At 70.9% G+C, this 24774-nt stretch carries 24 protein-coding genes and 1 tRNA gene; 18 read left to right on the forward strand and 7 right to left on the reverse strand.

The window, feature by feature from the left end; translation table 11 throughout:
• Positions 1-47: 47 nt before the first annotated feature.
• On the reverse strand, positions 48-296 hold the full coding sequence (locus tag ACNQOV_RS15605; protein WP_022904217.1) for a WhiB family transcriptional regulator: 249 nt from the start codon (positions 294-296) through the stop codon (positions 48-50).
• Between the two features lie 260 nt (positions 297-556).
• On the opposite strand from ACNQOV_RS15605, the gene ACNQOV_RS15610 reads away from it, so the two are divergent.
• Complete coding sequence (locus ACNQOV_RS15610; protein WP_402268083.1) at positions 557-979, forward strand: hypothetical protein; 423 nt, start codon at positions 557-559, stop codon at positions 977-979.
• Between the two features lie 178 nt (positions 980-1157).
• Here ACNQOV_RS15610 and bcp read toward each other — a convergent pair whose 3' ends face one another.
• Entirely contained in the window at positions 1158-1628 is a 471-nt protein-coding gene (bcp, locus tag ACNQOV_RS15615) for a thioredoxin-dependent thiol peroxidase (RefSeq protein ID WP_416395650.1), read from the reverse strand.
• Between the two features lie 114 nt (positions 1629-1742).
• Between bcp and ACNQOV_RS15620 the strand changes: the two genes are divergently transcribed.
• Positions 1743-1818: transfer RNA gene (locus ACNQOV_RS15620), tRNA-Lys, on the forward strand.
• 105 nt (positions 1819-1923) lie between these two features.
• Here the strand turns inward: ACNQOV_RS15620 and ACNQOV_RS15625 are convergent.
• The gene (locus ACNQOV_RS15625; protein ID WP_416395652.1) at positions 1924-2574 is read right to left on the reverse strand and encodes an IMPACT family protein; all 651 of its coding nucleotides are present in this window, start codon (positions 2572-2574) and stop codon (positions 1924-1926) included.
• Between the two features lie 84 nt (positions 2575-2658).
• Between ACNQOV_RS15625 and ACNQOV_RS15630 the strand changes: the two genes are divergently transcribed.
• The 4 genes from ACNQOV_RS15630 to ACNQOV_RS15645 all read left to right on the forward strand — a co-directional run bounded on the left by ACNQOV_RS15630 (position 2659) and on the right by ACNQOV_RS15645 (position 4895).
• Positions 2659-3099, forward strand: a complete 441-nt coding sequence (locus tag ACNQOV_RS15630; protein WP_022905933.1) for a hypothetical protein — start codon at positions 2659-2661, stop codon at positions 3097-3099.
• Complete coding sequence (locus ACNQOV_RS15635; protein WP_402268077.1) at positions 3096-3563, forward strand: ImmA/IrrE family metallo-endopeptidase; 468 nt, start codon at positions 3096-3098, stop codon at positions 3561-3563. Before ACNQOV_RS15630 ends, ACNQOV_RS15635 begins: the two co-directional genes overlap by 4 nt.
• On the forward strand, positions 3560-4486 hold the full coding sequence (locus ACNQOV_RS15640; RefSeq protein ID WP_416395654.1) for a hypothetical protein: 927 nt from the start codon (positions 3560-3562) through the stop codon (positions 4484-4486). The genes ACNQOV_RS15635 and ACNQOV_RS15640 overlap by 4 nt, the downstream gene beginning before the upstream one ends.
• Before the next feature lie 196 nt (positions 4487-4682).
• A complete protein-coding gene (locus tag ACNQOV_RS15645) occupies positions 4683-4895 on the forward strand; it encodes an SCO4848 family membrane protein (protein WP_070418512.1) in 213 nt (70 codons plus the stop codon).
• 862 nt (positions 4896-5757) lie between these two features.
• On the opposite strand, the gene ACNQOV_RS15650 is transcribed toward ACNQOV_RS15645, so the two are convergent.
• Both ACNQOV_RS15650 and ACNQOV_RS15655 read right to left on the reverse strand, forming a co-directional pair.
• The gene (locus ACNQOV_RS15650) at positions 5758-6063 is read right to left on the reverse strand and encodes a hypothetical protein (protein ID WP_022905206.1); all 306 of its coding nucleotides are present in this window, start codon (positions 6061-6063) and stop codon (positions 5758-5760) included.
• A gap of 96 nt (positions 6064-6159) precedes the next feature.
• Complete coding sequence (locus ACNQOV_RS15655; RefSeq protein ID WP_022905205.1) at positions 6160-7785, reverse strand: amino acid permease; 1626 nt, start codon at positions 7783-7785, stop codon at positions 6160-6162.
• Positions 7786-8211: 426 nt separating this feature from the next.
• On the opposite strand from ACNQOV_RS15655, the gene ACNQOV_RS15660 reads away from it, so the two are divergent.
• The 4 genes from ACNQOV_RS15660 (at position 8212) to ACNQOV_RS15675 (ending at position 12930) form a co-directional block, all read left to right on the forward strand.
• Positions 8212-9600 carry a quaternary amine ABC transporter ATP-binding protein gene (locus ACNQOV_RS15660; RefSeq protein ID WP_416395680.1) on the forward strand — a complete coding sequence of 463 codons (1389 nt, stop codon included), beginning with the start codon at positions 8212-8214 and terminating at the stop codon, positions 9598-9600.
• Entirely contained in the window at positions 9597-10619 is a 1023-nt protein-coding gene (locus ACNQOV_RS15665) for an ABC transporter permease (protein ID WP_416395657.1), read from the forward strand. Before ACNQOV_RS15660 ends, ACNQOV_RS15665 begins: the two co-directional genes overlap by 4 nt.
• A gap of 14 nt (positions 10620-10633) precedes the next feature.
• Positions 10634-11659, forward strand: coding sequence for a glycine betaine ABC transporter substrate-binding protein (locus ACNQOV_RS15670; protein WP_416395659.1), 1026 nt, complete (start codon positions 10634-10636; stop codon positions 11657-11659).
• Positions 11660-11763: 104 nt separating this feature from the next.
• Complete coding sequence (locus tag ACNQOV_RS15675; protein WP_416395661.1) at positions 11764-12930, forward strand: mechanosensitive ion channel family protein; 1167 nt, start codon at positions 11764-11766, stop codon at positions 12928-12930.
• A gap of 120 nt (positions 12931-13050) precedes the next feature.
• Here ACNQOV_RS15675 and ACNQOV_RS15680 read toward each other — a convergent pair whose 3' ends face one another.
• Positions 13051-13242: a hypothetical protein gene (locus ACNQOV_RS15680; RefSeq protein ID WP_402268058.1), complete on the reverse strand. Its 192-nt coding sequence runs from the start codon at positions 13240-13242 to the stop codon at positions 13051-13053.
• Between the two features lie 92 nt (positions 13243-13334).
• Between ACNQOV_RS15680 and ACNQOV_RS15685 the strand changes: the two genes are divergently transcribed.
• A complete protein-coding gene (locus ACNQOV_RS15685; protein ID WP_416395663.1) occupies positions 13335-14486 on the forward strand; it encodes an SLC13 family permease in 1152 nt (383 codons plus the stop codon).
• Between the two features lie 13 nt (positions 14487-14499).
• On the opposite strand, the gene ACNQOV_RS15690 is transcribed toward ACNQOV_RS15685, so the two are convergent.
• The gene (locus tag ACNQOV_RS15690) at positions 14500-15471 is read right to left on the reverse strand and encodes a magnesium transporter CorA family protein (RefSeq protein ID WP_022907768.1); all 972 of its coding nucleotides are present in this window, start codon (positions 15469-15471) and stop codon (positions 14500-14502) included.
• A gap of 179 nt (positions 15472-15650) precedes the next feature.
• On the opposite strand from ACNQOV_RS15690, the gene otsA reads away from it, so the two are divergent.
• The 7 genes from otsA (at position 15651) to ACNQOV_RS15725 (ending at position 24725) form a co-directional block, all read left to right on the forward strand.
• Positions 15651-17243, forward strand: a complete 1593-nt coding sequence (gene otsA / locus ACNQOV_RS15695; protein ID WP_416395666.1) for an alpha,alpha-trehalose-phosphate synthase (UDP-forming) — start codon at positions 15651-15653, stop codon at positions 17241-17243.
• On the forward strand, positions 17236-18024 hold the full coding sequence (gene otsB / locus ACNQOV_RS15700; protein WP_416395668.1) for a trehalose-phosphatase: 789 nt from the start codon (positions 17236-17238) through the stop codon (positions 18022-18024). The genes otsA and otsB overlap by 8 nt, the downstream gene beginning before the upstream one ends.
• 97 nt (positions 18025-18121) lie before the next feature.
• Positions 18122-19816, forward strand: coding sequence for a dihydroxy-acid dehydratase (ilvD, locus tag ACNQOV_RS15705; RefSeq protein WP_402268048.1), 1695 nt, complete (start codon positions 18122-18124; stop codon positions 19814-19816).
• 46 nt (positions 19817-19862) lie between these two features.
• The gene (locus ACNQOV_RS15710) at positions 19863-21686 is read left to right on the forward strand and encodes an acetolactate synthase large subunit (RefSeq protein ID WP_022907764.1); all 1824 of its coding nucleotides are present in this window, start codon (positions 19863-19865) and stop codon (positions 21684-21686) included.
• Positions 21683-22183, forward strand: a complete 501-nt coding sequence (gene ilvN, locus ACNQOV_RS15715; protein WP_022907763.1) for an acetolactate synthase small subunit — start codon at positions 21683-21685, stop codon at positions 22181-22183. The genes ACNQOV_RS15710 and ilvN overlap by 4 nt, the downstream gene beginning before the upstream one ends.
• A gap of 116 nt (positions 22184-22299) precedes the next feature.
• Positions 22300-23325 (forward strand): ketol-acid reductoisomerase, encoded by a 1026-nt coding sequence (gene ilvC, locus ACNQOV_RS15720; protein ID WP_022907762.1) that lies wholly within the window; start codon positions 22300-22302, stop codon positions 23323-23325.
• A 209-nt stretch (positions 23326-23534) separates the two neighbouring features.
• Entirely contained in the window at positions 23535-24725 is a 1191-nt protein-coding gene (locus tag ACNQOV_RS15725; RefSeq protein WP_416395672.1) for a mannitol-1-phosphate 5-dehydrogenase, read from the forward strand.
• Positions 24726-24774: the final 49 nt, after the last annotated feature.

Raw genomic sequence — 24774 nt, forward strand, 5'->3', positions numbered from 1 at the left:
CAGGCCCCGGAGGGACGGCGGGCGTCAGGCGCGCAGGAGGCGCCGGGTCAGGAGGCGCGGCGGGCGCGAGCAGCGCGGCGCTTCAGGGCGCGACGCTCGTCCTCGCTCAGGCCACCCCAGACCCCGGAGTCCTGGTTGTTCTCGAGGGCGTACTGCAGGCACATCTCGGTGACCGTGCAGCGAGCGCAGACCGACTTGGCCTTCTCGATCTGGTCGACGGCCGGTCCGGTGTTCCCGACGGGGAAGAAGAGCTCGGGGTCCGCGGTGAGGCAGGCTGCCTGGTCACGCCAGTCCATGTGTGGTGCTCCTTGAAATCGATGCTCGAACGGCAGGCCGGGGCCGTGGTTCGGGGATCGGAACGCTGAGCATGCGCGAGGCACGAGGGGACACCCGTGGGGGAGGAGTCCGCTGGAAGCGAGTCTGACGCCCGCAGAACGCTCGGGGGAGGAACGTCGAACCACGGGAGACGCACACCACATCGTGCCGTCCAAACGACCTCGAATATCGTTCCATACTGGTAGGGCCAAATCAAGGGTTCCGACGCTGGAGGAATGCTGTGCCCGACACCACCCCGACCGAGTCCGACCCCGTCGAACGGCGGTCGCCGGCGCTCCTGGTGCTCCTCGTCGTCGTCGGACTCGAGTTCGCCGCCCTCGTCGTCGTGACGATCGTCCTCGTCGTCGAGCTGATCGTCGCGCCCGCCACGAGCATCGCGTCCGGGATCGCGCTGACGGTCCTCGCGGCCATCGCGGCGCTCTGGCTCGGCTCCCTGTTCATCGGCCTCCGCAACCGTCGTCCGTGGGTGCGGTCCGGGATCATCGTCTGGCAGGTGCTGCAGGGTGCGCTCGCGATCGGGGCGTTCCAGGGCGTCTTCCGCGTGCCCGCCGTCGGCTGGTTCCTGCTCATCCCCGCGCTGCTGGGGATCACGCTGGTGCTGTCGCGACCGGTGACGGACGCGCTCGCCCGTCCGGTCGAGTAGACGGCAGAGACGGGGGGGGGGGGGGGGGGGGGGGGCCGCGCCCCCCCCCCCCCCGCCCCGGGGGGGGGGTGCCGCCCCGGGGCCCGGCCGCGCCCCCCGGGCGGGCGGTGTCGCGGCCCGGGCGGGGGGGCGGGGTCCCGGGGGCCCCCCCGCCTCCCGTCCGTCGATCAGTCGGGTCTCAGACCAGGCCGAGCTTCTTCCGCAGGCTCGCGACGTGTCCCGTCGCCTTGACGTTGTACAGCGGGAGCTGCACGGTGCCGTCCTCGTCGAGCACGATCGTCGAGCGGATCGTCCCGGTGACGATCTTCCCGTAGTTGTTCTTCTCGCCCCACGCGCCGTAGGCCTTGTGCACGGCCAGGTCGGGGTCGCTCAGCAGCGGGAACGTGAGGGCCTGCTCGTGCTGGAACTTCTTGAGGGCCGGGAGCTCGTCCTTCGAGACGCCGAGGACCTCGTACCCGGCAGCCTGCAGCGACGACATGTTGTCGCGGAAGTCGCACGCCTCGGTGGTGCAGCCCGGGGTCGACGCCGCCGGGTAGAAGTACACGATGACCTTCTTCCCACGCAGGGCCGAGAGGGCGTGCTCGGTGCCGTCCTGGTCCGGCAGGGTGAAGTCGGGTGCGGTGTCGCCGGCGGCGAGACGGTCGGTCATGAGGCTCCTGTTCGTGTTCGGTGCCCCGAGTGGTCAAGGGCACGCGAAACCCATGCTATTGTTGTTTCCCGTTGCAGCACGGAAGTGCAGCAGCGCCACACAACTGCACACCATGCGCCTCTAGCTCAATTGGCAGAGCAACTGACTCTTAATCAGTGGGTTCTCGGTTCAAGTCCGAGGGGGCGCACCAGCAAGGCCCCGGCTCCCAGAGCCGGGGCCTTCGTCGTTCCCGGGCCCGTGGGGCCTCCGGGGCGGGACACGCCCGGCGTGCGATCCGGCACCGAAATCGTGCGCCTCACTCAGCGGCGACGTCGACCACGCGTTCCTCGCCGACGACCGGCGCGAGGGCGCCCGCCGATCCCGCGGCCAGGTCGGCCCGCAGCGGCTCGACCGCGGCACCGGGCACCCACAGCTCGAACGTCGCCGTGCTGCCGTACGCGGGCTCGCCGAGCGTCGCGTCGTGGCGCCGGACCCAGTCGCGCAGCACGTTGTCGATCCGGCCGGCCTCGGCGTGCGGGACGTCGACGGTCACCCGGGTGAGCGGGCGTCGGTGCACGAGCGCCGCGCGGTCGAGGGTCTCGGAGACCGAGGTCGAGTAGGCGCGGACGAGTCCGCCGGCGCCGAGCTTCACCCCGCCGAAGTACCGCGTGACGACCGCGACGACGTCGGTCAGCCCGCGGCGCCGGAGCACCTCGAGCATCGGCACGCCGGCGGTACCGGACGGTTCGCCGTCGTCGCTCGACCGGGCCTGGTCACCGAGCACCCCGGTGACCATCGCGGTGCAGTTGTGCCGGGCGTCCCACCGACGGCGACGGACCTCGGCGATGACGCGGTCGGCGTCCTCGACGGAGGAGACCGGCGCCACGGTCGTGATGAACCGCGACTTCGTGACGACGATCTCGTGCTCGACCGGTGCCGCGATCGTGGACGGGTACGAGGTGCTCACCCGTCCGAGGCTAGCGAGGTCGGTGTCGGTGTCCCGCGCTACCATGTGCTGCACGACGTGCGGCTGGGGAGGAGTCCGATCGACATGGCGACAGCAGACCCGAGGGGTGGCGCGCTCGACGCTGCGGAACTCGCGCGCCGACTCAACCTCCTCCTCGACTTCGAGGAAGCGCAGCGCGGTGCGCCGGTGCCGTTCGCCGCGGTCGAGGAGTACGTCGCCGCCCAGGGTGGCTCGCTCTCCCGGGCGAAGTGGACGTACATGCTCTCCGGCGACGGCCGTCGGAACCGCGACACCGGGCTCCTCCGCCTGCTCGCGGGGTTCTTCGAGGTCGACGAGCGCTTCCTGCTCGAGGACAGCGACGTCCCCGAGCGCATCGGCGCCCAGCTCGCGCTCGTCCGGTCCCTGCGGTCGGCGCGCGTGAGCGGGTTCGCCGCCCGGACCTTCCCCGGTGAGCTCTCGCCCGAAGCCCTCCGTCGCATCGCCGAGGTGCTCGAGGAGGAGTCCGCTCGGGGGAGCGTCGCATGAGCGCGCCGACGGACCTCGTCGAGGCGTTCTGGGCACGTGGTGCGGCCGAGGGGTGGTCCGACGTCGACCAGGCCGTCGCCGCCGCAGCCGAGGTGGTCCGCAAGCCGATCGTCGTCCGTGAAGAGGCGTTCCTCGCGGCGGAGCCCGTGTGCGGCTTCGTGGCGACGCTCGAACGGCAGCACCTCGTGATGATCTCCCCGACGGCGTCGCGCACCTTCCGGTCGTTCGTCATCGGTCACGAACTCGGCCACATCCTGCACCGTCACCAGGACCACGCACCGCAGGCGGCCTACATCCGCGACGTCATCCCGGACCTGCCGGAGTACAAGGTCGAGCGGGCCCTCGCCCGCGGGCTGTTCTCGAACGAGTACGAGCACGAGGCCGAGGTCTTCGCCGACCGGCTCGCCGGGCTCATCCGCGGCCACCGCGATCGTCCGAGTGCGTTCCGCGGGGTGTTCGGGTGATCGTCTCCGTCGTCCAGGCGCTGCTCCTGATCGCCGGGACCATCACGCTCTTCGTGCTCCAGCGCGGCCAGGACCGGACGCTCGCGGTCACGTTCCTGCTGTTCGCGGCGACCATCGTCACGAACGTCGACCCGCTGTACCTGTGGCTCGATCCGCTGTTCGGCGGCTTCAACGTCGTCACCGTGGTCAGCGACTGCCTCATGGTCGCGGGGACGAGCACCCTGCTGTGGGGCGTGGCGAAGGCCGTCGGTGCCGCGCGGCCCTGGCTCCGGAACGCGATCGTCGTCACGTGCGCGGTCGTCGTCGTGGTGGTGATCGTGGCGTTCACCGTGCTCGACAAGCCCGCGACGACGACGACCTTCATGCTCGATGCGGGGTCGCACCCGGCAGCCACGGTGTACTCGATCGCGCAGACGGTGTACCTCGGCGTCGCGCTCGGTGCGACCGGGCTGATCTCGATCGTGCACCTCGGCGAGGCCCGCACGACGACGGACCTCGTCGGACTCTGGGTCCTCGTGCTCGGTGGGCTCCTCGGGGTCGTCCGCATGGTCGTCGTCGTGGTGATGGACCTCGCGCACGTCCTGGGGGACCTCAGCGTGACCCGTTCCCTCGCCCTGCCGTACGACGTCACGACCCCGGGCGCGGTGATCTGCGTGTCGTCGGGGATGCTCCTGCTCGTCATCGGCCACCAGGTCTCCCGCCGTCGCCGCTGGCGTCGGGTGGAGTCGGCGCTCCGCACCCTGACGCCGTTGCACGCCCGGATCGGGACCGACAACGCCTACCCGGACTCCGGGGACCCGGCGACGCGCCTCAGCCGGCTCATCGTCGAGATCAACGACGGTGCGCGTCGGGCACGCCAGCAGCTGAGCGAGACGGAACGACGGGCGCTAGCCGACGCCGAGGCCGCCCTCGAGACCGCCTAGCGCGAGTCGTTACCAGAACGGGACATCGGTCCCACTGGGCAGGTCGATTCCTCCAGCGGCGCCGTGTAGGGTTTGTAGCAGTTGCTACAGGCAATGTGGCAGCAGGGGGTGGGACTCGGCCGCGTTGGGGGCGGCCGAGCACCACCGGCCCCGATCCGCCGCCGGACGGCCGTTCCGCGGTGTCTAGGATCGTCGGGTGACCGTCTTCGCAGCCCTCGTCCTGTTCATCGGTGCCGTCTTCAACGTCGTCACGTGGCCGCGCTTCTTCCAGCGCGTCGCGAAGGACTCGCGGGCGCGCGATGCCGCCGGCAAGCCGACGACGTTCTACACGGTGCACCTCGTGCTGCTGCTCATCGCGCTGGCGATCGCCGTCGCGGCGGTGGTCGCGGGGATCCTGCTGCTCGTCTGAGCGCGCCCGGCGTGGCGGCGCGTTCCGCCGGTGGCGTGACGGCCTGGAGGCGTCGTGCCGGCTCGCCACGGGCCTGTGGTCCGCACGGTGCGGCCGTCGTCGGCTGGTGCGGCGTTGGTGGCTGGGTGCGGCGCTAGAAGCCGACACGGTGCGCGGAACCGCGCACGGGGTGCGCAGGTGCGCACGGTGCGGACTGGAGGCGCGGTGCCGGGCCGCTACGTTCCTCCCGTCCGCACGGTGCGGCGGTCGCCACCCGGTGCGGCGTTGGTGGCTGGGTACGGCGTTACAAGCTGCCACGGTGCGCGGGACCGCGCACGGGGTGCGCAGGTGCGCACGGTGCGGGCGGGAGGCGCGGTGCCGTCCCGCCACGTTCCTCCCGTCCGCACGGTGCGGCCGTCGTCGGCTGGTGCCGCGTTGATGGCTGGGTGCGGCGTTACAAGCTGCCACGGTGCGCGGGACCGCGCACGGTGTGAGCAGGCACGCACGGTGCGGACTGGAGGCGCGGTGCCGACCCGCCACGTTCCTCCCGTCCGCATGGGGTGAGGGGGTGCGCACGGTGCGGACCGGAGGCGCGGTGCCGGGCCGCCGCGGGCCTCTCGTCCGCACGGTGCGGCCGTCGCCTGCTGGTGCGGCGTTGGTGGCTGGGTGCGGCGTTACAAGTTGACACGGTGCGCGGAACCGCGCACGGAGTGCGCAGGCGCGCACGGTGCACGTGTCGCCAGCCGGTGCGGCGCCGGTCCGCATCGCGCCTGCCGCCGGCCGGTGCGGTGCCGACCCGCCACACGCTTCCGGTCCCGCAGGCGATCGCGCCCGGCGGGCGCCCAAGACAGCGGAGCTCAGACCGGCGGGCGGCGCACCGGTGTCAGGACTCCGACGGCAGCGGCGCGCCGAGGGCCCGGCGCAGCGCGAGGCCGGCGACCCGCTCGTCGGTCGTGTCGAGCAGCACCCGGTAGGTCTCCCCGGGCGTGACGAACTCGACGCACACCGCGTCGAAGTCGCACGGCTCGATCCGCCAGCCGCGCACGGCGTCCATGGGCACGGCGGTCAGGGCGTCCCGCTCGTAGCTGGTCTCGGCAGCGACACGGTCGTGGAAGACCCGGACACGGCCGAAGGTGCCGCGCCAGGTCAGCTGCAGGTCGAGCGTGGGGGAGACAGAAGGGTCCGGCACCCGCCGATCGTACCGACGGGTGCCGGACCCTCCCGCACACGTGACGCGTGCGGTTTCGCTATCCGGACACTCGGGTCCGTGCGTGGTCCGCCGCGATCAGCGCCGACGGTCGGTGTCCGACCCGGCGTCGCCGGCCGAGGACGATCCCGACGCGTCGGCCGAGGACGACCCTGACGCGTCGTCCGCCGGAGCCGACGCTCCGGCACCGCGGCGCACCTGGTTCGCCGGGTCCCGGCCGGTCACCGGGTACGGACCGGTGATGCCCGAACGGAGCGAGGCGATGCGGAGGATGCGGTCGCGCTGCAGGAACCAGCCGAGGATGAGCAGCGGGATCACGATGATGAGGGACGCGATCGTGTACGTGCCGATCGGGTAGTCGATCGCCATCAGCACGATGACGGTCGCGAGGAACACCAGCGTCAGCCAGGACGTGTACGGCGCGCCCGGCAGCTTGAACGACGGCTCCTTCGCGAGCCCCTGCTTCGCCCACGAGCGGAGCTTCATCTGGCAGAGGATGATCGTGCCCCAGGCGGTGATGATGCCGAGGCTCGCGATGTTCAGCGCGATCTCGAACGCCTGCTTCGGCACGAAGAGGTTCAGGAAGACTCCGACCAGCGTGAACGCCGAGGTCAGCAGGATGCCCGCGAACGGCACGCCGCCCTTGGTCATCTTCGTGGTCCACTTCGGCGCCGAACCGTTCATGCCCATCGAGTGCAGCGCGCGACCGGTGGAGTAGAGCCCGGCGTTCAGCGAGGACAGCGCTGCCGTGAGCACGACGAAGTTCATGATCGACCCGACGACCTGGCCGACCTGCGGGTTGCCGATCGACGAGAAGAAGGTCACGAACGGGCTGACGCCGTCCTTGTACGACGTGTACGGCAGGAGCAGCGAGAGGAGGACGACCGAGCCGACGTAGAACACGGCGATGCGGAAGACGACCGAGTTGATCGCGCGGGGGATCACCTTCTCGGTGTCCTGCGTCTCGCCGGAGGCGGTGCCGACCAGCTCGATGGCGGCGTAGGCGAAGACGACACCCTGCACGACGAGGACCGCCGGCAGGAGTCCGGTCGGGAAGAGTCCGCCGTTGTCGGACCAGATGCTGAACCCGGTGCGGACCGTCTCGCCGCCCGTCTCGACCGGGAACGCGAAGACGAGCCAGACGAGGGCCACGATGAGGAAGGCCACCAGGGCGGCGACCTTGATGATCGCGAACCAGAACTCGAGCTCACCGAAGACCTTCACGGCGACGAGGTTGGCCGCCAGCACGACGAGGAGCGCCGCGAGGGCGAGCGCCCACTGCGGCACCGCGCGCGGCCCGGCCCAGTAGTGCAGGTAGAGCGCGACGGCGGTGGTGTCCACGATCGACGTCATCGCCCAGTTGAGGAAGTACATCCACCCGGCGGCGTACGCGAACTTCTCACCGAAGAACTCGCGCGCGTAGGAGATGAACGACCCGGACGAGGGACGGTGCAGCACGAGTTCGCCGAGGGCCCGCAGGATGAAGAACGCGAAGACGCCCGCGATGAGGTAGACGACCGCCAGGGCCGGTCCCGCCGTGTGCAGTCGGCCACCCGCGCCGAGGAAGAGCCCGGTGCCGATCGCACCGCCGATGGCGATCATCTGCAGTTGCCGGGGCTTCAGACCGTGCTGGTAGCCCTCCTGCTCGTGCGAGAAGTCGTTCGCGGGCGCGCGGTCCACGCCGGTGTCGTTCTGCGCTGTCATGCGCGACACGCTACAGGTGCCCCGAACCGGGGTGGCACACAACCATGCGAGTCTCCTGGAATACAACGGACCGGTCACGATCCCGATCGTTGTCAGGGCGCGCGACACGCCGTGAACGGGGTACAGCGGTGCCGGGATTCCGGCGGACCCGAATTCGCGTCGGGGGACAACCGCCGATAGCCTTGAACGTCCCTTCAGGGACACCGACGATCAGGACGCGTCCACCGCAGCAGCACAGCGGGGGCCGTACGGTCGGCCGGACCGGGGCCGTCCCGAGTACGTCCCCCGCGTGCGTGATCGCTCGCCCTGCGCCGTTGCGCGGGCTCGATGCGATGCCGCCGAACACGGTGCCGGGCGACCCGTCCGCAACCACCGGTACCGCCGTGCGCCCATCGCGCCGCGGTCCCGCGAGGAGCACCGTTGACCATCGCACCACCCCAGGACCGGCGTGCCACCACGCCGGACGACCCCACCGGCGTGCCGGCCGTGCGCGTGCACGGCGCCTACAAGGTGTTCGGCCGCCGTCCAGGCGAGGCGGTCCGCCGGCTCGCCGCCGGCGCCACCCGTGACGAGGTCCGCGACCTCGGCTCCGCGGCCGTGATCGACGCGTCCTTCGACGTGCGTCCCGGCGAGATCTTCGTCGTCATGGGTCTGTCCGGCTCGGGCAAGTCGACGCTCATCCGCATGCTGAACGGCCTGCTCGAACCGACGGCGGGGCACGTCGAGATCGGCGGTCGCACCGTCACGGGGGCCACCCCGCGCCAGGTCCGCGACATCCGTCGGTCGAGCGTCTCGATGGTCTTCCAGCACTTCGCGCTCCTGCCGCACCGCACCGTGCTCGAGAACGTCGCGTTCGGCCTCGAGGTGAACGGCGTCGACAAGGCCACCCGACTCACCAAGGCCCGCGAGGTGATCGGCCTCGTCGGACTCGACGTCTGGGCGGACGCGAAGCCCGACGAGCTCTCCGGCGGCATGCAGCAGCGTGTCGGCATCGCCCGCGCCCTCGCCGCCGAGACCGACGTCCTGCTCATGGACGAGGCGTTCAGCGCACTCGACCCGCTGATCCGCCGCGAGATGCAGGAGCAGCTCGTCGACCTGCAGCAGCGACTCGGCAAGACGATCGTCTTCATCACCCACGACCTCAACGAGGCGATGTTCCTCGGCGACCGCATCGCCGTGATGCGCGACGGACGGATCGTGCAGATCGGATCGCCGGAGGAGATCCTCACCGACCCGGCGAACGACTACGTCGCCCAGTTCGTGCAGGACGTCGACCGCGCCCGGGTGCTCACCGCGTCGAGCGTCATGGAGCCCGCGCGCGCCGCGGTCCCGCTGACGGTCGGCCCCCGTGGCGCCCTCCGCACGATGCGCGACCTGCAGACGGCGGCGGTCTTCGTCACCGGACGCGGCCGGAAGCTCGAGGGCTGGGTCCGCGACCGGCACGTCATGCGCCAGGTCAAGGCCGGCGACACCGACCTCGACGCCATCGTGAACACCGAGTTCGCGCGCGTCGCGCCGGACACCGCGCTCACCGACCTGTTCGAGCTCGCCGTCGAGTCACCGCTGCCGATCGCGGTCGTCGACGACGAAGGGCGCCTGCTCGGTGTCGTCCCGCGTGTGACGCTGCTCGCCGCCCTCGGCAACGTGCCGACCGCAACGATGCCCATCCCGGTGCTCGAACCGGTCACCCGGATCAGCGACTCCGACATGGACTCGACCCTCGCCGACGCCGGCGAGACGCCGCCCGGCGAGACGCCGCCCGGCGAGACGCCGCCCGCTGCCGCGACGCCCACCACCGAAGGAGACCACGCATGATCACCCCCGGTACCAACTCCTTCGGCGACTTCCACCTGCCCCTCGGCACCTGGGTGGCCGCGATCGTCGACTGGATCACCACCTACCTCTCCGGCTTCTTCGACGTCGTCCGCTACGTCTTCACCTGGATGGACGCGTGGATGGAGTACTTCCTCGCCACGCCGCCGTTCTGGGTCGTCGTCGCGGTCCTCGTCGTCCTCGCGTTCGTTGCCAAGGGCTGGAAGCTCGCGCTCGGCGCCGCCGTCGGCCTGCTCTTCATCGTCAGCGTCGGCCAGTGGACGAACGCGATGGACACCCTCGCGCTCGTGATCGTCGCCGCGGGCCTCGCGGTGGTGTTCAGCATCCCGCTCGGCATCTGGGCAGCCCGCTCCGACGCCGCGAGCCGGGTCATCCGGCCGGTGCTGGACTTCATGCAGACGACGCCGGCGTTCGTCTACCTCATCCCGGCGCTGCTGCTCTTCCGCGTCGGTGTCGTCCCCGGCATCGTCGCGACGATCGTGTTCGCGATGGCCCCCGGTGTCCGGCTCACCGAGCTCGGCATCCGCGGGGTCCCGAGCGAGGTCGTCGAGGCCGGCGCCGCGTTCGGCTCGAGCCCGTGGCGCATCCTCCGGCAGATCCAGCTGCCGCTCGCGAAGGCCAGCATCATGGCGGGGATCAACCAGGTCATCATGCTGTCGCTCTCGATGGTCGTCATCGCCGGCATGGTCGGCGCCGGTGGTCTGGGGGAGCAGATCGTCGCCTCGCTGAACCGCATCGACGTCGGCCTCGGAGCGGAGGCCGGCCTGTCGGTCGTGGTCCTGGCGATCCTGCTGGACCGTCTGACCGCAGCGCTGGGCGGCGACTCGGGCCGCGCCTCCAGGCTCTTCGGACGCCGGAAGCGCGCGACTGCGACCCCGAACGCGGCGACCGCGACCGCGAACGCGGCGAGCGCGAGCGCGACCCCGACCCCGTCCGCGGCGACCGCCCAGACCGCCGCCACCACCGAAGCGGTCACCGACCGCCCGACCGTCGACGCGTGAGGAAGGACCACACCATGAAGCGCACCAGCACCCCGCGCAACCGCACCCCGCGCAACCGCACCCCGCGCAACCGCACCCCGCGCACCCGCACCCCGCGCACCCGCACCCCGCGCAACCGCACCCCGCGCACCCGCCGCGTCCTCGCCGCGGCCGCCCTCGCCGCCACCACCGCCCTCGGCCTGTCCGCCTGCATGCCGCCCGGCTACTACGGGGCATCGGGCACGGTCGACAACGGCGACCAGAAGTCGATGCACGTCGTCGTCTTCAACGGCTGGGACGAGGACACCGCCGCCAGCTACCTCTGGAAGCACGTCCTCGAGCAGCAGGGCTACGACGTCCAGCTCACCAACTCCGACGTCGCGCCGGCCTACACGGGCCTCGCGTCCGGCGACTACGACGTCGTGTTCGACACCTGGCTGCCGAACACGCACAAGGAGTACATGGACACGTACGGCGAGGACCTGACGGACCTCGGCGCGTGGAACGAGCAGGCGTCCCTCGAACTCGCCGTGCCGGAGTACTCCGACATCGACTCGATCGACGAGCTCAAGGCGAAGGCGTCGGACTTCGGCAACAGGATCGTCGGCATCGAACCCGCAGCCGGCGAGACGAAGGTGGTGCAGGACCAGGTGATCCCGCAGTACGGCCTCGACGGCATGGACTTCGTCACGAGCTCGACGCCGGCGATGCTCGCCGACCTCAAGGCCGCCATCGCGAAGCAGCAGGACGTCGTCGTGACGCTGTGGCGTCCGCACTGGGCGTACGACGCCTTCCCGATCAAGGACCTTGAAGACCCGAAGGGCGCCCTCGGCGAGAACGAGGAGATCCACACGATCGCCAAGAAGGACTTCGGCGACGACTTCCCGCAGGCGTCGAAGTGGATGGAGGACTTCGAGATGGACTCCGACACGCTCTACTCCCTCGAGAACGCGCTCGTGAACAGCGGCGCGAAGACGAGCGAGTACCCCGCGATCACCGCGAAGTGGGCGTCCGAGCACCAGGACTACGTGGACTCGCTCACGTCGACGAACGAGAAGTAGCAGCCCCGGCCAGGAGGCGCGGTGCCGGTCCGGCACCGCGCCTTCCGTCGTCGGGACGGTCGCGTTCCTGGGCGAGGCCTGCCGGGGGTTGCTTCGATGGAGGGATGGACATCCTCCTCCGGCTCCTCGTCGCGGTCGGGTTCGCGCTGCTCATCACCGCCGTCGCGGCACTCGTCACCCACCTCGTCTTCCGATCACTCGCCAGACGGGAACGCTGGGCGTCCGTCCTCTCCCGCCGCGTGAAGCACCCCTTCCGGACGGTGCTGCTCATCGCCATGACCTGGACCGCGTTCGCGACGAGCATCCCGGACACCAGCGCGTACCCGTGGCGCGACGAGGTCTCGCACGTGTTCCTCATCGCCGTCATCGGCACCGGCTGCTGGTTGGCGTGCGAGGTCGCGATCTTCCTCGAGAGCCTCGGGCTGCACCGCTACCGCACCGACGTCCCCGACAACCGCGTCGCCCGACGCGTGAAGACCCAGGTGCTGGTGCTCCGACGGCTGACGGTCGCCGTGCTCGTCATCATCGCGGTCGGGGCCATCCTGCTCACGTTCCCCGGGGTCGAGGCCGCGGGTGCGAGCGTCCTGGCCTCCGCCGGACTCATCTCGGTCATCGCCGGACTCGCGGCGCAGTCGACGCTCGGCAACGTGTTCGCCGGCATGCAGCTCGCGTTCTCCGGGTCGATCCGGGTCGACGACGTGGTCGTGGTCGAGCAGCAGTGGGGGCGGATCGAGGAGATCACGCTGACCTACGTCGTCGTGCACCTCTGGGACGACCGACGCTTCGTGCTCCCGTCGACCTACTTCACGAGCACCCCGTTCGAGAACTGGACGCGGACGAACAGCGAACTGCTCGGCGCCGTGGAGTTCGACCTCGACTGGCGGGTCCGCCCGGGTGACATGCGCGCCGAGCTCGAGCGGATCCTCGAGCGCACCGAGCTGTGGGACCGCCGGGTGCAGGTGCTCCAGGTCACCGACGCCGTCCAGGGCTTCGTGCACGTCCGGGTGCTCGTCACCGCACACGACGCACCGGCGCTCTTCGACCTGCGGTGCTACGTCCGCGAGGAACTCGTCGCCTGGATCCAGCGCACCCACCCCGACGCCCAGCCGGTGCAGCGCGTGCTCATGGTCGAGGACGTCGCCCAGCCCCGGCGACGGAGCGCGTCGACCGCGGCGTCCTCCGCGCTCTTCGGTGGGGACCACGACGACCGCGCGGCGATGTTCACCGGGCCGATCAGCACGTCCGACGTCCGTCCCTCCGACGTGCCGTAGCCGCACCCCCCGAACGGACGGGAGGCACGGGGCGGCCCCGCCACCTGCCTCCCCGCCGTCCCCCGGTCGCCTCGCGACCCGGCGGGCCGGTGAGCCGGCCCCAGGGGTGCCGCACCGGCCCTAGGGCTGCCGCGCCTTCACGGCACGGTCGTCCTCGACGACGGTGCCGATCGCCACGAGCGTCGTCGCGATCCACGCCACCCACGTGAGCGCCAGGCGCCAGTCACGCGGGCCCTGCCGGGTGGTCTGCAGCACGCTGTAGCCGCTGATGATCGAGCTCCACACGGCACCGCTGAACATGAACTTCCGCACGGGTTCCTCCTCTGGTCGTCCCGTCAACGCTACCGGCCGCTACATTGGAGCGCCGCCGGTCACCCTGCCGGCGCGCAGTTCGAGGAGTCACCGTGCGCCAGGCCGTCATCGGCGGAGTCCTGCTCGTGGTCGGCGCGGTGTGCGTCGCCCTCGGGCTGCTCCCCCTGTCCGACCTCGCCGAGCTCGCCGACCGGGTCGTCCCGGTCCTGGCGTTCGTGCTCGGCCTCACCGTCGTCGCCGAGCTCGCCGCGGACGCCGGCGTCTTCGACCGGCTCGCCGACCTCGCCGCCCGGGTGGGTGGCGGTCGCACCATCGGGCTGTGGGGCGCCGTCGTCGTGCTCGCCGTCCTGTGCACCGTCTTCCTGTCGATCGACACCACGGCGGTGCTCCTCACGCCGATCGTCATCACGCTCGCGCGCCGCGTCGGCCTGCCGCCCATGCCGTTCGCGCTGACGACCGTCTGGCTCGCGAACACGGCGTCGCTGCTCCTGCCCGTGTCGAACCTGACCAACCTGCTCGCCGTCGACCGGATCGGGCTCGACGGACCGATCCCGTTCGCCGGGCTCATGGTGTGGGCGGCGCTCGCCGGGGTCGTCATCCCGTGCGCCGTGCTCCTCGTGGTGTTCCGCGGCAAGCTCTTCGGCCGGTACACGCCGGTCGCGGTGCGCGGTGCCGCCGACCCGGTGTTCTTCTGGTCGGCCTCTGCGGTGCTCGTCGCGCTCGTCGTCGCACTGACCGCGGGCGTGACCGTCTGGATCGCCGCCGTGGTCGCTGCGGTGGTGCTCGTCGTCGTCGCCGCCTTCCGCGCGCCGTCGGAGCTCCGGATCTCCCGCGTGCCGTGGTCCACCCTGCTGTTCGCCGCGGGGCTCTTCGTCGTCGTCGAGACCCTGCACACCACCGGGCTCACGGACCCGATCGTGGACGCGCTGCCCGGTGGCACCGGGACGGGTCCGCTCCTGGCACTCGGGGGTGCCGGCGCGGTGGCGGCGAACGCGATCGACAACCTGCCCGCCTACCTCGTGCTCGAGCCCGCGGCCGGGCACGAGGCCCTGCGGTACGCGGCACTCCTCGTCGGCGTGAACGCCGGCTGCCTCATCACGCCGTGGGCATCGCTCGCGACGCTGCTCTGGCACGCCCGGCTGTCGTCCGAGGGCGTCCACCTGTCGTGGGGGCGCTACATGGCGCTCGGGTGCATCGTGGCACCGCTCACGGTCGTGGCCGGGGTGCTCGCGCTGCGGCTCTGACCCGCCCGGGGCGCTACAGCCAGTCCTTCGTCTTGAACACGCGGTACAGCGTCAGCGACGAGGCGATGATGAGCCCGAGGGAGAAGTAGAGGCCGCTCCACTGGCCCATCCCCGGGAACTTCAGGTTCTGGCCGAAGAACCCCGTGATGGCCGTCGGGATCGCGATGATCGCCGCCCAGCTCGTCACCTTCTTCATCACCGTGTTCTGCCGGTTCGACGCCAGGTTGAGGTTCGTGTCGAGGACGCTCGACACCGCGTCGCGGAGCTGGTCGACGGAGTCCGTGATCGACACGAGGTGGTCCTCGACGTCGCGGAAGTAGGGGCGGATGCCGTTCGAGATCGTCTCGGCGTCGCCGTGCAGCAGCGAGGCGACGCTGTCCCGGGTCGGGACCACCTGGCGCCGCAGGACGCCGAGGGCCTTCCGGAGCCGGAACGACCGCCGCTGGATCTGCTGCTCGCGGGGCGTGCCGTGCTCGAAGAGGTCCTCCTCGAGCTCGTCGATCCGCCGCTCGATGTCCTCGACCGCACTCGTGGCGTGGTCGGTCACCGCGTCGAGCAGTCCCCACACCAACCACGGGACACCGTGGTCGGCGAGGTCCGTGGTCGCCTCGAGCCGGCGTTCGACGGACCCGGTGTCGACGTCGGCGCCGTGGATCGTGACGAGGGCGTGTGCGGTGACGAACGCCTTCACCTCGTGGACGGTGAGGTCCCCTGCGTGGTCGAGACCGTCCACGTCGTAGACGACCAGGAAGAGGCTGTCGCGGTAGCGGTCGAGCTTCGGTCGCTGGCCGCGTTCGACGGCGTCCTCGACCGCGAGCGCGTGGATGCCGAGCTCGGCCTCGACGTGCTCGAGGTCGGTCGGGTCCGGGTCGGTGTAGTCGACCCAGACGAACGTGCCGTCCTCGGCGATGAGGTCGGAGATCCGGTCGACCGGGAAGTCGCGTTCCGCCGCCGTGCCGTTCCGCCACGCCCGTGTCATGACCATGCCCCGAGCCTACTGAGCCACGCCCTCCGGAACCCCGGGGCCGGCCGTGCGCTGCTCGTCCCCGGTGCACGCAGCGCGTCGGAATCCGCCGATCCGCCGTGAATCCGCTGTCGGCACGCTGGTAGCTTCGGCACCGAACCCGGCGATCGTGCCGGACGGAACGGAGATCCCAGCACCCCATGGCAGCACCCCGCACCGACCAGACCCGCTACGCGTTCGTCGTCGCCTCGAACCGCCTGCCGGTGGACCGCGTCGTCGACGAGGACGGCAACGAGGGCTGGCGGCACTCGCCCGGCGGTCTCGTCACGGCGCTCGAGCCGGTGATGCGCGCGAACGACGGTGCCTGGGTCGGCTGGGTGGGTCAGCCGGACGTCGAGGTCGCCCCGTTCGACAACGAGGGCATCCACATCGTGCCCGTCCCCCTGAGCAACGACGACGTCGAGGAGTACTACGAGGGGTTCAGCAACGACACCCTCTGGCCGCTGTACCACGACGTCATCGAGCACCCGAGCTACCACCGCGACTGGTGGAACGCCTACAAGCGTGTGAACCAGCGGTTCGCCGAGCAGATCGCCGAGATCGTGGAGCAGGACGGCATCGTCTGGGTGCAGGACTACCAGCTGCAGCTCGTCCCGGCGCTCCTCCGTGCGATGCGACCCGACCTGACGATCGGGTTCTTCAACCACATCCCGTTCCCGCCCGTCGGCATCTACGCCCAGCTCCCGTGGCGCGCGCAGATCCTCGACGGACTGCTCGGTGCGGACGTCATCGGGTTCCAGCGGCACGACGACGCGAGCGACTTCCTCCGCGCGGTCCGGCACATCAAGGGCTACACGACCAAGGGGCAGACGATCGACGTCCCGGTCGACGACCCGGACGCCCCGCGCAGCCGCAAGGGCATCACCGTGCGGCACGTCGAGGCCCGGCACTTCCCGATCTCGATCGACGCCGCCGGCTTCGAGGAGATCGCGCACCGCCCCGAGGTGCAGGAGCGCGCCCGCGAGATCCGCGCGAGCCTCGGCAACCCGAAGACGGTCCTGCTCGGCGTCGACCGGCTGGACTACACGAAGGGCATCCGGCACCGCATCAAGGCCTTCGGTGAACTCGTCGAGGACGGCCGGATCCGGGTCGAGGACGCGACGCTCGTGCAGGTCGCCAGCCCGAGCCGCGAGCGCGTCGACACGTACGCGACGCTCCGCGACGAGATCGAGCTCACGGTCGGCCGGATCAACGGCGACCTCGGCGTCATCGGACACCAGCCGATCGCGTACCTGCACCACGGCTACCCGCGCGAGGAGATGGTGGCGCTCTACCTCGCCGCCGACATCATGCTCGTGACGGCCCTCCGGGACGGCATGAACCTCGTCGCGAAGGAGTACGTCGCGGCCCGGTTCGACAACGACGGCGTCCTCATCCTGTCCGAGTTCGCCGGTGCCGCCGACGAGCTGAAGCAGGCCGTCATCGTCAACCCGCACGACATCGGTGCGCTGAAGGACTCGATCCAGCGCGCCATCGAGATGCCGAGGCGTGAGCGGTCCACCCGCATGCGCGCGCTCCGGAAGCGCGTCCGCGACAACGACGTGGCGCGCTGGTCGCGCTCGTTCCTCGAGGCCCTGGACCGGCACGCGCCGAAGAACGCCCAGATCGACCCCTCCGCGGCGGACCCGAAGGACCGGCACCGCGAGGCGCAGACGGACAACATGTCGATCTTCGACCAGGACGCGCAGACCGCGCGTGCGGCCGAGGACACCCGGGAGGCGCGGGATGCCTGAGACGACGACCGACCAGACCGCGATCGACCGGGCCCTCGAGACGCTCGCGGCTGCGCCGCGACTCATCGTCGCCCTCGACTTCGACGGCACGCTCGCGCCGTTCGCCGACGACCCGTCCCAGGTCGGCGCGCTGCCGGGCTCGTGGGCCGCGGTCCTCACGCTGCACCGGGCGAAGGACACCGAGGTCGTCCTCGTCTCGGGCCGCCCGCTCGGCAGCCTCGCCGCGGTCACGCACGCACCCGAGGACATGGCACTCGTCGGCTCGCACGGCGTCGAGTGGCGCGTGGACGGGCACGACGAGGCCGCGCTGACGGCCGACGAGCAGGCCCGCGTCGCTCGGATCGGTGCCGCGCTCGACGCCGTCGGGGAGCGGTTCCCGGGCGTCGTCATCGAGCACAAGCCCGCCGGTCACGGTGTGCACACACGCCGGGTCAGCGCCGAGGTCGCCGCCGAGGCGGACCAGGCCGCGAGCGCAGCGGCGCACGACGCCGACCCCGAGGTCCTCGAGCGCGGGGGCAAGGACATCCTCGAGTTCGCCGTCCGGCACGTCACGAAGGGCGACGCGATCGCCCGCCTGCGCGATCTGCACGGCGCCGACGCGGTGTTCTTCGCCGGCGACGACGTCACCGACGAGGACGCCTTCCGCGTGCTCGGTGACGGCGACGTGGGCGTCAAGGTGGGGGAGGGCGACACGCTCGCCGGCTACCGCGTGGCCGACCCGACCGCCCTGACCGCCGTCCTGAAGCAGCTCGCCCGGGCGCGCGCGACGCGACCGGCCTGACGGACCCGACCCGCGCCTCCCGGCCCGCCATGACCCGACCGCATGCGAACGCATGTTGTTGTCCGCCTGGTATCCCAACTGCGCCTAGACTCACCCCATGCCTGACATCGACGTGAAGCCCCGCAGCCGGGTCGTCACCGACGGGATCGAAGCAACCACCTCGCGTGGCATGCTGCGGGCCGTCGGCATGGGCGACGAGGACTGGGAGAAGCCGCAGATCGGTATCGCGTCCTCCTGGAACGAGATCACCCCCTGCAACCTCTCCCTCGACCGCCTCGCGCAGGGCGCCAAGGAAGGCGTCCACTCCGGCGGCGGGTACCCGCTCCAGTTCGGGACCATCTCCGTCTCCGACGGGATCTCGATGGGCCACGAGGGCATGCACTTCTCCCTCGTCTCGCGCGAGGTCATCGCCGACAGCGTCGAGACGGTCGTGAACGCCGAGCGCCTGGACGGCACCGTCCTGCTCGCCGGCTGCGACAAGTCCCTGCCCGGGATGCTCATGGCCGCGGCGCGACTCGACCTCGCGAGCGTCTTCCTCTACGCCGGCTCGGTCATGCCCGGGTACGTCAAGCAGGCCGACGGCACGATGAAGGAAGTCACGATCATCGACTCCTTCGAGGGTGTCGGCGCCTGCAAGGCGGGCACGATGAGCGAAGAGGAGCTCAAGAAGATCGAGTGCGCCATCGTCCCGGGCGAGGGCGCCTGCGGTGGCATGTACACCGCGAACACCATGGCGTCGGTCGCCGAGGCCCTCGGCATGTCGCTGCCCGGTTCGGCGGCGCCGCCCAGCGCGGACCGTCGTCGTGACTACTACGCGCACCGCTCCGGCGAAGCCGTGGTGAACATGCTCCGGCACGGCATCACCGCGCGCCAGATCCTGACGAAGGAGGCGTTCGAGAACGCCATCGCCGTCGCCATGGCGCTCGGAGGCTCCACGAACGTCGTCCTCCACCTCCTCGCGATCGCGCACGAGGCCGAGGTCGAGCTGTCCCTCGACGACTTCAACCGCATCGGCTCGAAGGTCCCGCACCTGGCGGACATGAAGCCGTTCGGCAAGTACGTCATGGTCGACGTGGACCGCAACGGCGGCATCCCGGTGATCATGAAGGCGCTGCTCGACGCGGGTCTGCTGCACGGCGACGTCATGACCGTCACGGGCAAGACCCTCGCCGAGAACCTCGCCGAGATCGATCCGCCGGCGCTCGACGGCGAGGTCTTCCGCACGCTCGACAACCCGATCCACGCCACCGGCGGCCTGACGATCCTGCAGGGCTCGTTCGCCCCCGAGGGCGCGGTCGTGAAGACGGCCGGGTTCGACGCCGAGGTCTTCGAGGGCCCGGCACGGGTGTTCGACCGCGAGCGCGCCGCCATGGACGCCCTCACCGAGGGGCAGATCCAGAAGGGCGACGTCGTCGTCATCCGGTACGAGGGCCCCAAGGGCGGACCCGGCATGCGCGAGATGCTCGCCATCACCGCGGCCATCAAGGGCGCTGGACTCGGCAAGGATGTACTACTGTTGACGGACGGACGATTCTCAGGCGGCACAACCGGCCTGTGCATCGGCCACATCGCACCGGAAGCGGTGGACGCAGGTCCAGTCGCATTCGTGCGCGATGGCGACCGCATCCGTGTCGACATCGCGGCTCGCTCGCTCGACCTACTGGTCGACGACGCCGAGCTGGAAGCCCGCCGAGCAGGCTGGGCCCCGCTGCCCCCGCGCTACACCCGCGGAGTCCTCGCGAAGTTCGCGAAGCTCGTCCAGTCCGCCGCCAAGGGCGCGGTCACGGGCTAGCGTCGACACACGCACCATCGCCACCTCTCCAGGCAAGGAACACCTCATGCCCACGGAAGCCACTCCGCTGTCCGCGGCCGCCGGTGCACGCCGGACGCCGGAGATCCTGACCGGCTCGGGAGCCGTCCTCCGGACGCTCGAGCACCTCGGGATCACCGACGTCTTCGGCCTGCCGGGCGGTGCCATCATCCCGTTCTACGACGAGCTGATGGCGTCCACGACGATCCGCCACGTCCTCGTCCGGCACGAACAGGGCGCCGGCCACGCCGCCGAGGGCTACGCCTCGGCGTCCGGCAAGGTCGGGGTCGCCATCGCGACCTCGGGCCCCGGCGCGACGAACCTCGTCACCGCGATCGCCGACGCCTACATGGACTCGGTGCCGTTCATCGCGATCACCGGCCAGGTGTTCTCGACGCTCATGGGCACCGACGCCTTCCAGGAAGCCGACATCGTCGGCATCACGATGCCGATCACGAAGCACTCGTTCCTCGTGACCGACCCGGCCGACGTGCCGGCGACCCTCGCCGCGGCGCACCTCATCGCGACGACCGGGCGCCCCGGCCCCGTCCTCGTCGACATCACGAAGGACGCCCAGCAGAAGTCGGCACCGTACGTCTGGCCGCCCAAGATCGACCTGCCCGGCTACCGTCCGGTGACCAAGGCGCACGGCAAGCAGATCGCCGCGGCCGCCCAGCTCCTGGCCGAGGCCGAGCGCCCGGTGCTGTACGTCGGCGGCGGGGTGGTCCGCTCCGGCGCGACGGCCGAGCTGCTCCGCTTCGCCGAGGCCACCGGTGCGCCGGTCGTCACGACGCTGATGGCCCGTGGCGCGTTCCCGGACTCGCACCCGCAGCACCTCGGCATGCCCGGCATGCACGGCACCGTCCCCGCGGTGCTCGGGCTGCAGGACAGCGACCTGATCATCGCGCTCGGCGCCCGGTTCGACGACCGCGTGACCGGCAAGGCCGACGAGTTCGCGCCGAACGCCAAGGTCGTGCACGTCGACATCGACCCGGCCGAGATCTCGAAGATCCGCTTCGCCGACGTCCCGATCGTGGGCGATGCGCGCGAGGTCCTGGTCGACCTGCTCGACGCCTGGAACGGCGTGCCGGCGGACGAGCGTGCCTCCACCGCCGACTGGTGGACGAAGCTCGACCAGCTGCGCACCGACTTCCCGCTCGGCTACGCGGAACCGACCGACGGGCTCCTCGCACCGCAGGCGATCATCCGCCGCATCGGCGAGCTCTCCGGCCCCGAGGCCGTGTACGCCTCCGGTGTCGGTCAGCACCAGATGTGGTCGGCGCAGTTCATCAAGTACGAGCGGCCGAACGCCTGGCTGAACTCCGGCGGCGCCGGCACGATGGGCTACTCCGTCCCCGCGGCGATGGGCGCGAAGGTCGCCCAGCCCGACCGCGTGGTCTGGGCGATCGACGGCGACGGCTGCTTCCAGATGACGAACCAGGAGCTCGCGACCTGCGTCATCAACGACATCCCGATCAAGGTCGCGGTGATCAACAACTCGTCGCTCGGCATGGTGCGGCAGTGGCAGACGCTGTTCTACGACGGACGGCACTCGTTCACCGACCTGCAGACCGGACACGGCACCCGCAGGGTCCCGGACTTCGTGAAGCTCGCCGACGCCTACGGTGCCCTCGGCATCCGCGTCGAGAAGCCGGAGGAGGTCGACGCCGCCATCCAGCTCGCGCTCGAGACGAACGACCGCCCCGTGGTGATCGACTTCGTCGTGAGCCGCGACTCGATGGTCTGGCCGATGGTCCCGCAGGGTGTCAGCAACTCGTCCATCGAGTACGCCCAGGCCCTCGCCCCCACGTGGGACGACGAGGACGCCGACATGACGGGGGAAACCGCATGAGCCACGTCCTCTCCCTCCTCGTCGAGGACAAGCCGGGTCTGCTCACGCGCGTCGCCGGCCTCTTCGCCCGGCGCGGGTTCAACATCGAGTCCCTCGCCGTGGGCAACACCGAGGTCGACGGCCTCAGCCGCATCACGGTCGTCGTCGACGTCGAGGACCTCCCGCTCGAGCAGGTGACGAAGCAGCTCAACAAGCTGGTCAACGTCATCAAGATCGTCGAGCTGGACTTCTCGCAGTCCGTCCAGCGCGAGCACATGCTCGTGAAGGTGCGGGTGGACAACCAGACGCGGTCGGCCGTGCTCGAGGCAGTGAACCTGTTCCGTGCACAGGTCGTCGACGTCGCGAACGACTCGCTCATCGTCGAGGTGACCGGCGACCCCGGCAAGATCCAGGCGATCCTCCGCGTGCTCGAGCCCTACGGCATCAAGGAGCTCGCCCGCGCGGGCCTCCTCGGCATGGGCCGTGGGCCCAAGAGCATCACCGACCGGGTGCGCTGACCGCGACCCGTGGCGGACTGGAGGCGCGGGTCGCCACCCGCACCGCGCCTCCAGGCCGTCTCTCCCGACTCCACGCAACGAACGCTTCCCGAACCGACCACAGGAGAACCACCACCGTGACTGACATCGTGTACGACGCCGACGCCGACCTGACGCTCATCCAGGGCAAGAAGGTCGCCGTCATCGGGTACGGCTCGCAGGGCCACGCCCACGCCCTCAACCTCCGCGACAGCGGCGTCGAGGTCAAGATCGGCCTGCAGGAGGGCTCGAAGAGCCGCCAGAAGGCGGAGGAGGCCGGGTTCGAGGTCCACACCCCCGCCGACGCCACGGCGTGGGCCGACGTCGTCGTCATCCTCGCGCCGGACCAGGTCCAGCGCATCGTCTACGCCGAGGACATCAAGCCCAACCTCAAGCCGGGCGCGACGCTCGTCTTCGGGCACGGCTTCAACATCCGCTTCGGCTACATCGAGGCCCCCGAGGGCGTCGACGTCTCGCTCGTCGCGCCGAAGGGCCCGGGGCACACCGTGCGCCGCGAGTACGAGGCCGGCCGCGGCGTCCCGGTGATCGTCGCCGTCGAGGTCGACGCGTCGGGTTCCGCCTGGGACCTCGCGTGGAGCTACTCGAAGGCCATCGGCGGCCTCCGCTCCGGCGGCATCAAGACGACCTTCACCGAGGAGACCGAGACCGACCTGTTCGGCGAGCAGGCCGTCCTCTGCGGTGGCACGTCGCAGCTCATCCAGTACGGCTTCGAGACCCTGGTCGAGGCGGGCTACCAGCCGCAGATCGCCTACTTCGAGGTCCTGCACGAGCTCAAGCTCATCGTCGACCTCATCTGGGAGGGCGGCCTCACCAAGCAGCGCTGGTCGATCTCCGACACGGCCGAGTTCGGTGACTACGTCTCCGGCCCGCGCGTGATCTCGCCCGAGGTCAAGGAGAACATGAAGGCCGTCCTCGCGGACATCCAGAACGGTGCCTTCGCGAAGCGCTTCATCGACGATCAGGACGCCGGTGCGCCGGAGTTCAAGGCGCTCCGCGCCAAGGGTGAGAACCACCCGATCGAGGCGACCGGACGCGAGCTGCGCGCCCTGTTCGCGTGGAAGTCGAACGACGCCGACTACGTGGACGGTTCGGCCGCGCGGTAGTCTTCGCACCACACTCGACTCTCGAGGCGGCGGTGCACCCGCACCGCCGCCTCGCGATGTGACCCGAACGTTATGCAGCTCTTCACCACCACCCCCGACGCCGCACACCGGCGTGTCCTCGGCGTTCCCGGGGACGTTTCGCGACGGCCGTCGTCCCTCGCGGACGTGTGCGGTCCTCATGTCGTCGTCCAGCATGGGAGGATCGTCGGATGGCGGTGACGAAGCGAGCGGTCCACATCGGCGCCGGCAAGATCGGACGCGGGTTCGTGGGTCAGTTCCTGGTCGCGAGCGGCTACGAGCTCACCTTCGTGGACGTCGACGACCGCGTCGTCACGGCCCTCAACGAGGCCGGCCGGTTCGTGGTGCACGAGGTCGGCGAGATGCCGGTCGAGCACCTCGTCTACGGCTTCCGCGCCCTGAGCAGCAAGACCGAGCGCGAGCAGGTCGTCCGGGCCATCGCCGAGGCCGACGTCGTCACGACCGCGGTCGGCGCCCGCACCCTGCCGCTCGTCGCCCCCGTCATCGCCGAGGGGCTCGCCGCCCGGCCGCTCGAGGCTGGCGACGTCACGATCGTGGCGTGCGAGAACGCCTTCAACGCGACGGACTCGCTGCACGCCAGCATCCGCCGTGCCCCGATCCTCGAGGACCGCGACATCGCGGCGGTCTTCGCGAACTGCGCGATCGACCGCATCGTCCCCGACCAGTCCGGCGTGCTCGGACAGTCCGGCGGCCTCGACGTCGTGCTCGAGCCCTTCTACGAGTGGGTCATCGAGCGCACGCCCTTCGCCGACTCGGACGCCGAACCGCCCGCGATCGACGGCGTGACCTGGGTCGACGACCTGCAGCCGTTCGTCGAGCGGAAGCTCTACACGGTGAACACCGCCCACGCGACCGCCGCCTACCACGGCTACGTGCGCGGCATCCGTCTCATCCGCGAGGCGCTCGAGGACCACGACGTCCGCGCCGAGGTCGACGGCGTCCTGGCCGAGACCACCGCGCTCCTCGTCGCCAAGCACGGCTTCGACCCCGAGGAGCACGCGCGCTACGTCGCCGCGAACCTCGCCCGGATCGCCAACCCGCACCTGCCGGACACCACCGTCCGGGTCGGACGCAACCCGCTGCGGAAGCTCGGTCGACGCGAACGCTTCGTCGGCCCCGCCGCACAGCTCGCCGAGCGCGGGCTCCCCGTCGACCACCTGCTCGGCGCCGTCCGGGTCGCGCTCGACTTCGACGACGAGAACGATCCCGAGTCGATCGAGCTGCACGCGCTGCTCCGCTCGGGTGCGACGGCCCACGCGCTCACCGAGATCCTCACCGGGCTGATGGAGAGCCACCCGCTGTTCCCCGCGGTGCGCGAGGTCGTCGCCGAGGTCCTCGAGACCCAGCCCGCCGACGTCTGAGGACCGGGCGCACAGCTCGTCCATGGTCGAGCCCGAGCGGCTCGCCTCG

Source organism: Curtobacterium sp. LFS084 (assembly GCF_047977705.1).
Taxonomy (GTDB): Bacteria; Actinomycetota; Actinomycetes; order Actinomycetales; family Microbacteriaceae; genus Curtobacterium.

Excerpts from the sequence above, each read along its gene's own strand:
- ACNQOV_RS15605 (WP_022904217.1), bottom strand. The coding sequence starts at position 296 with ATGGACTGGCGTGACCAGGCAGCCTGCCTCACCGCGGACCCCGAGCTC.
- bcp (WP_416395650.1), bottom strand. The coding sequence starts at position 1,628 with ATGACCGACCGTCTCGCCGCCGGCGACACCGCACCCGACTTCACCCTG.
- ACNQOV_RS15630 (WP_022905933.1), top strand. The coding sequence starts at position 2,659 with ATGGCGACAGCAGACCCGAGGGGTGGCGCGCTCGACGCTGCGGAACTC.
- ACNQOV_RS15635 (WP_402268077.1), top strand. The coding sequence starts at position 3,096 with ATGAGCGCGCCGACGGACCTCGTCGAGGCGTTCTGGGCACGTGGTGCG.
- ACNQOV_RS15655 (WP_022905205.1), bottom strand. The coding sequence starts at position 7,785 with ATGACAGCGCAGAACGACACCGGCGTGGACCGCGCGCCCGCGAACGAC.
- ACNQOV_RS15665 (WP_416395657.1), top strand. The coding sequence starts at position 9,597 with ATGATCACCCCCGGTACCAACTCCTTCGGCGACTTCCACCTGCCCCTC.
- ACNQOV_RS15670 (WP_416395659.1), top strand. The coding sequence starts at position 10,634 with ATGAAGCGCACCAGCACCCCGCGCAACCGCACCCCGCGCAACCGCACC.
- ACNQOV_RS15675 (WP_416395661.1), top strand. The coding sequence starts at position 11,764 with ATGGACATCCTCCTCCGGCTCCTCGTCGCGGTCGGGTTCGCGCTGCTC.
- ACNQOV_RS15690 (WP_022907768.1), bottom strand. The coding sequence starts at position 15,471 with ATGGTCATGACACGGGCGTGGCGGAACGGCACGGCGGCGGAACGCGAC.
- otsA (WP_416395666.1), top strand. The coding sequence starts at position 15,651 with ATGGCAGCACCCCGCACCGACCAGACCCGCTACGCGTTCGTCGTCGCC.
- otsB (WP_416395668.1), top strand. The coding sequence starts at position 17,236 with ATGCCTGAGACGACGACCGACCAGACCGCGATCGACCGGGCCCTCGAG.
- ilvD (WP_402268048.1), top strand. The coding sequence starts at position 18,122 with ATGCCTGACATCGACGTGAAGCCCCGCAGCCGGGTCGTCACCGACGGG.
- ACNQOV_RS15710 (WP_022907764.1), top strand. The coding sequence starts at position 19,863 with ATGCCCACGGAAGCCACTCCGCTGTCCGCGGCCGCCGGTGCACGCCGG.
- ilvN (WP_022907763.1), top strand. The coding sequence starts at position 21,683 with ATGAGCCACGTCCTCTCCCTCCTCGTCGAGGACAAGCCGGGTCTGCTC.
- ACNQOV_RS15725 (WP_416395672.1), top strand. The coding sequence starts at position 23,535 with ATGGCGGTGACGAAGCGAGCGGTCCACATCGGCGCCGGCAAGATCGGA.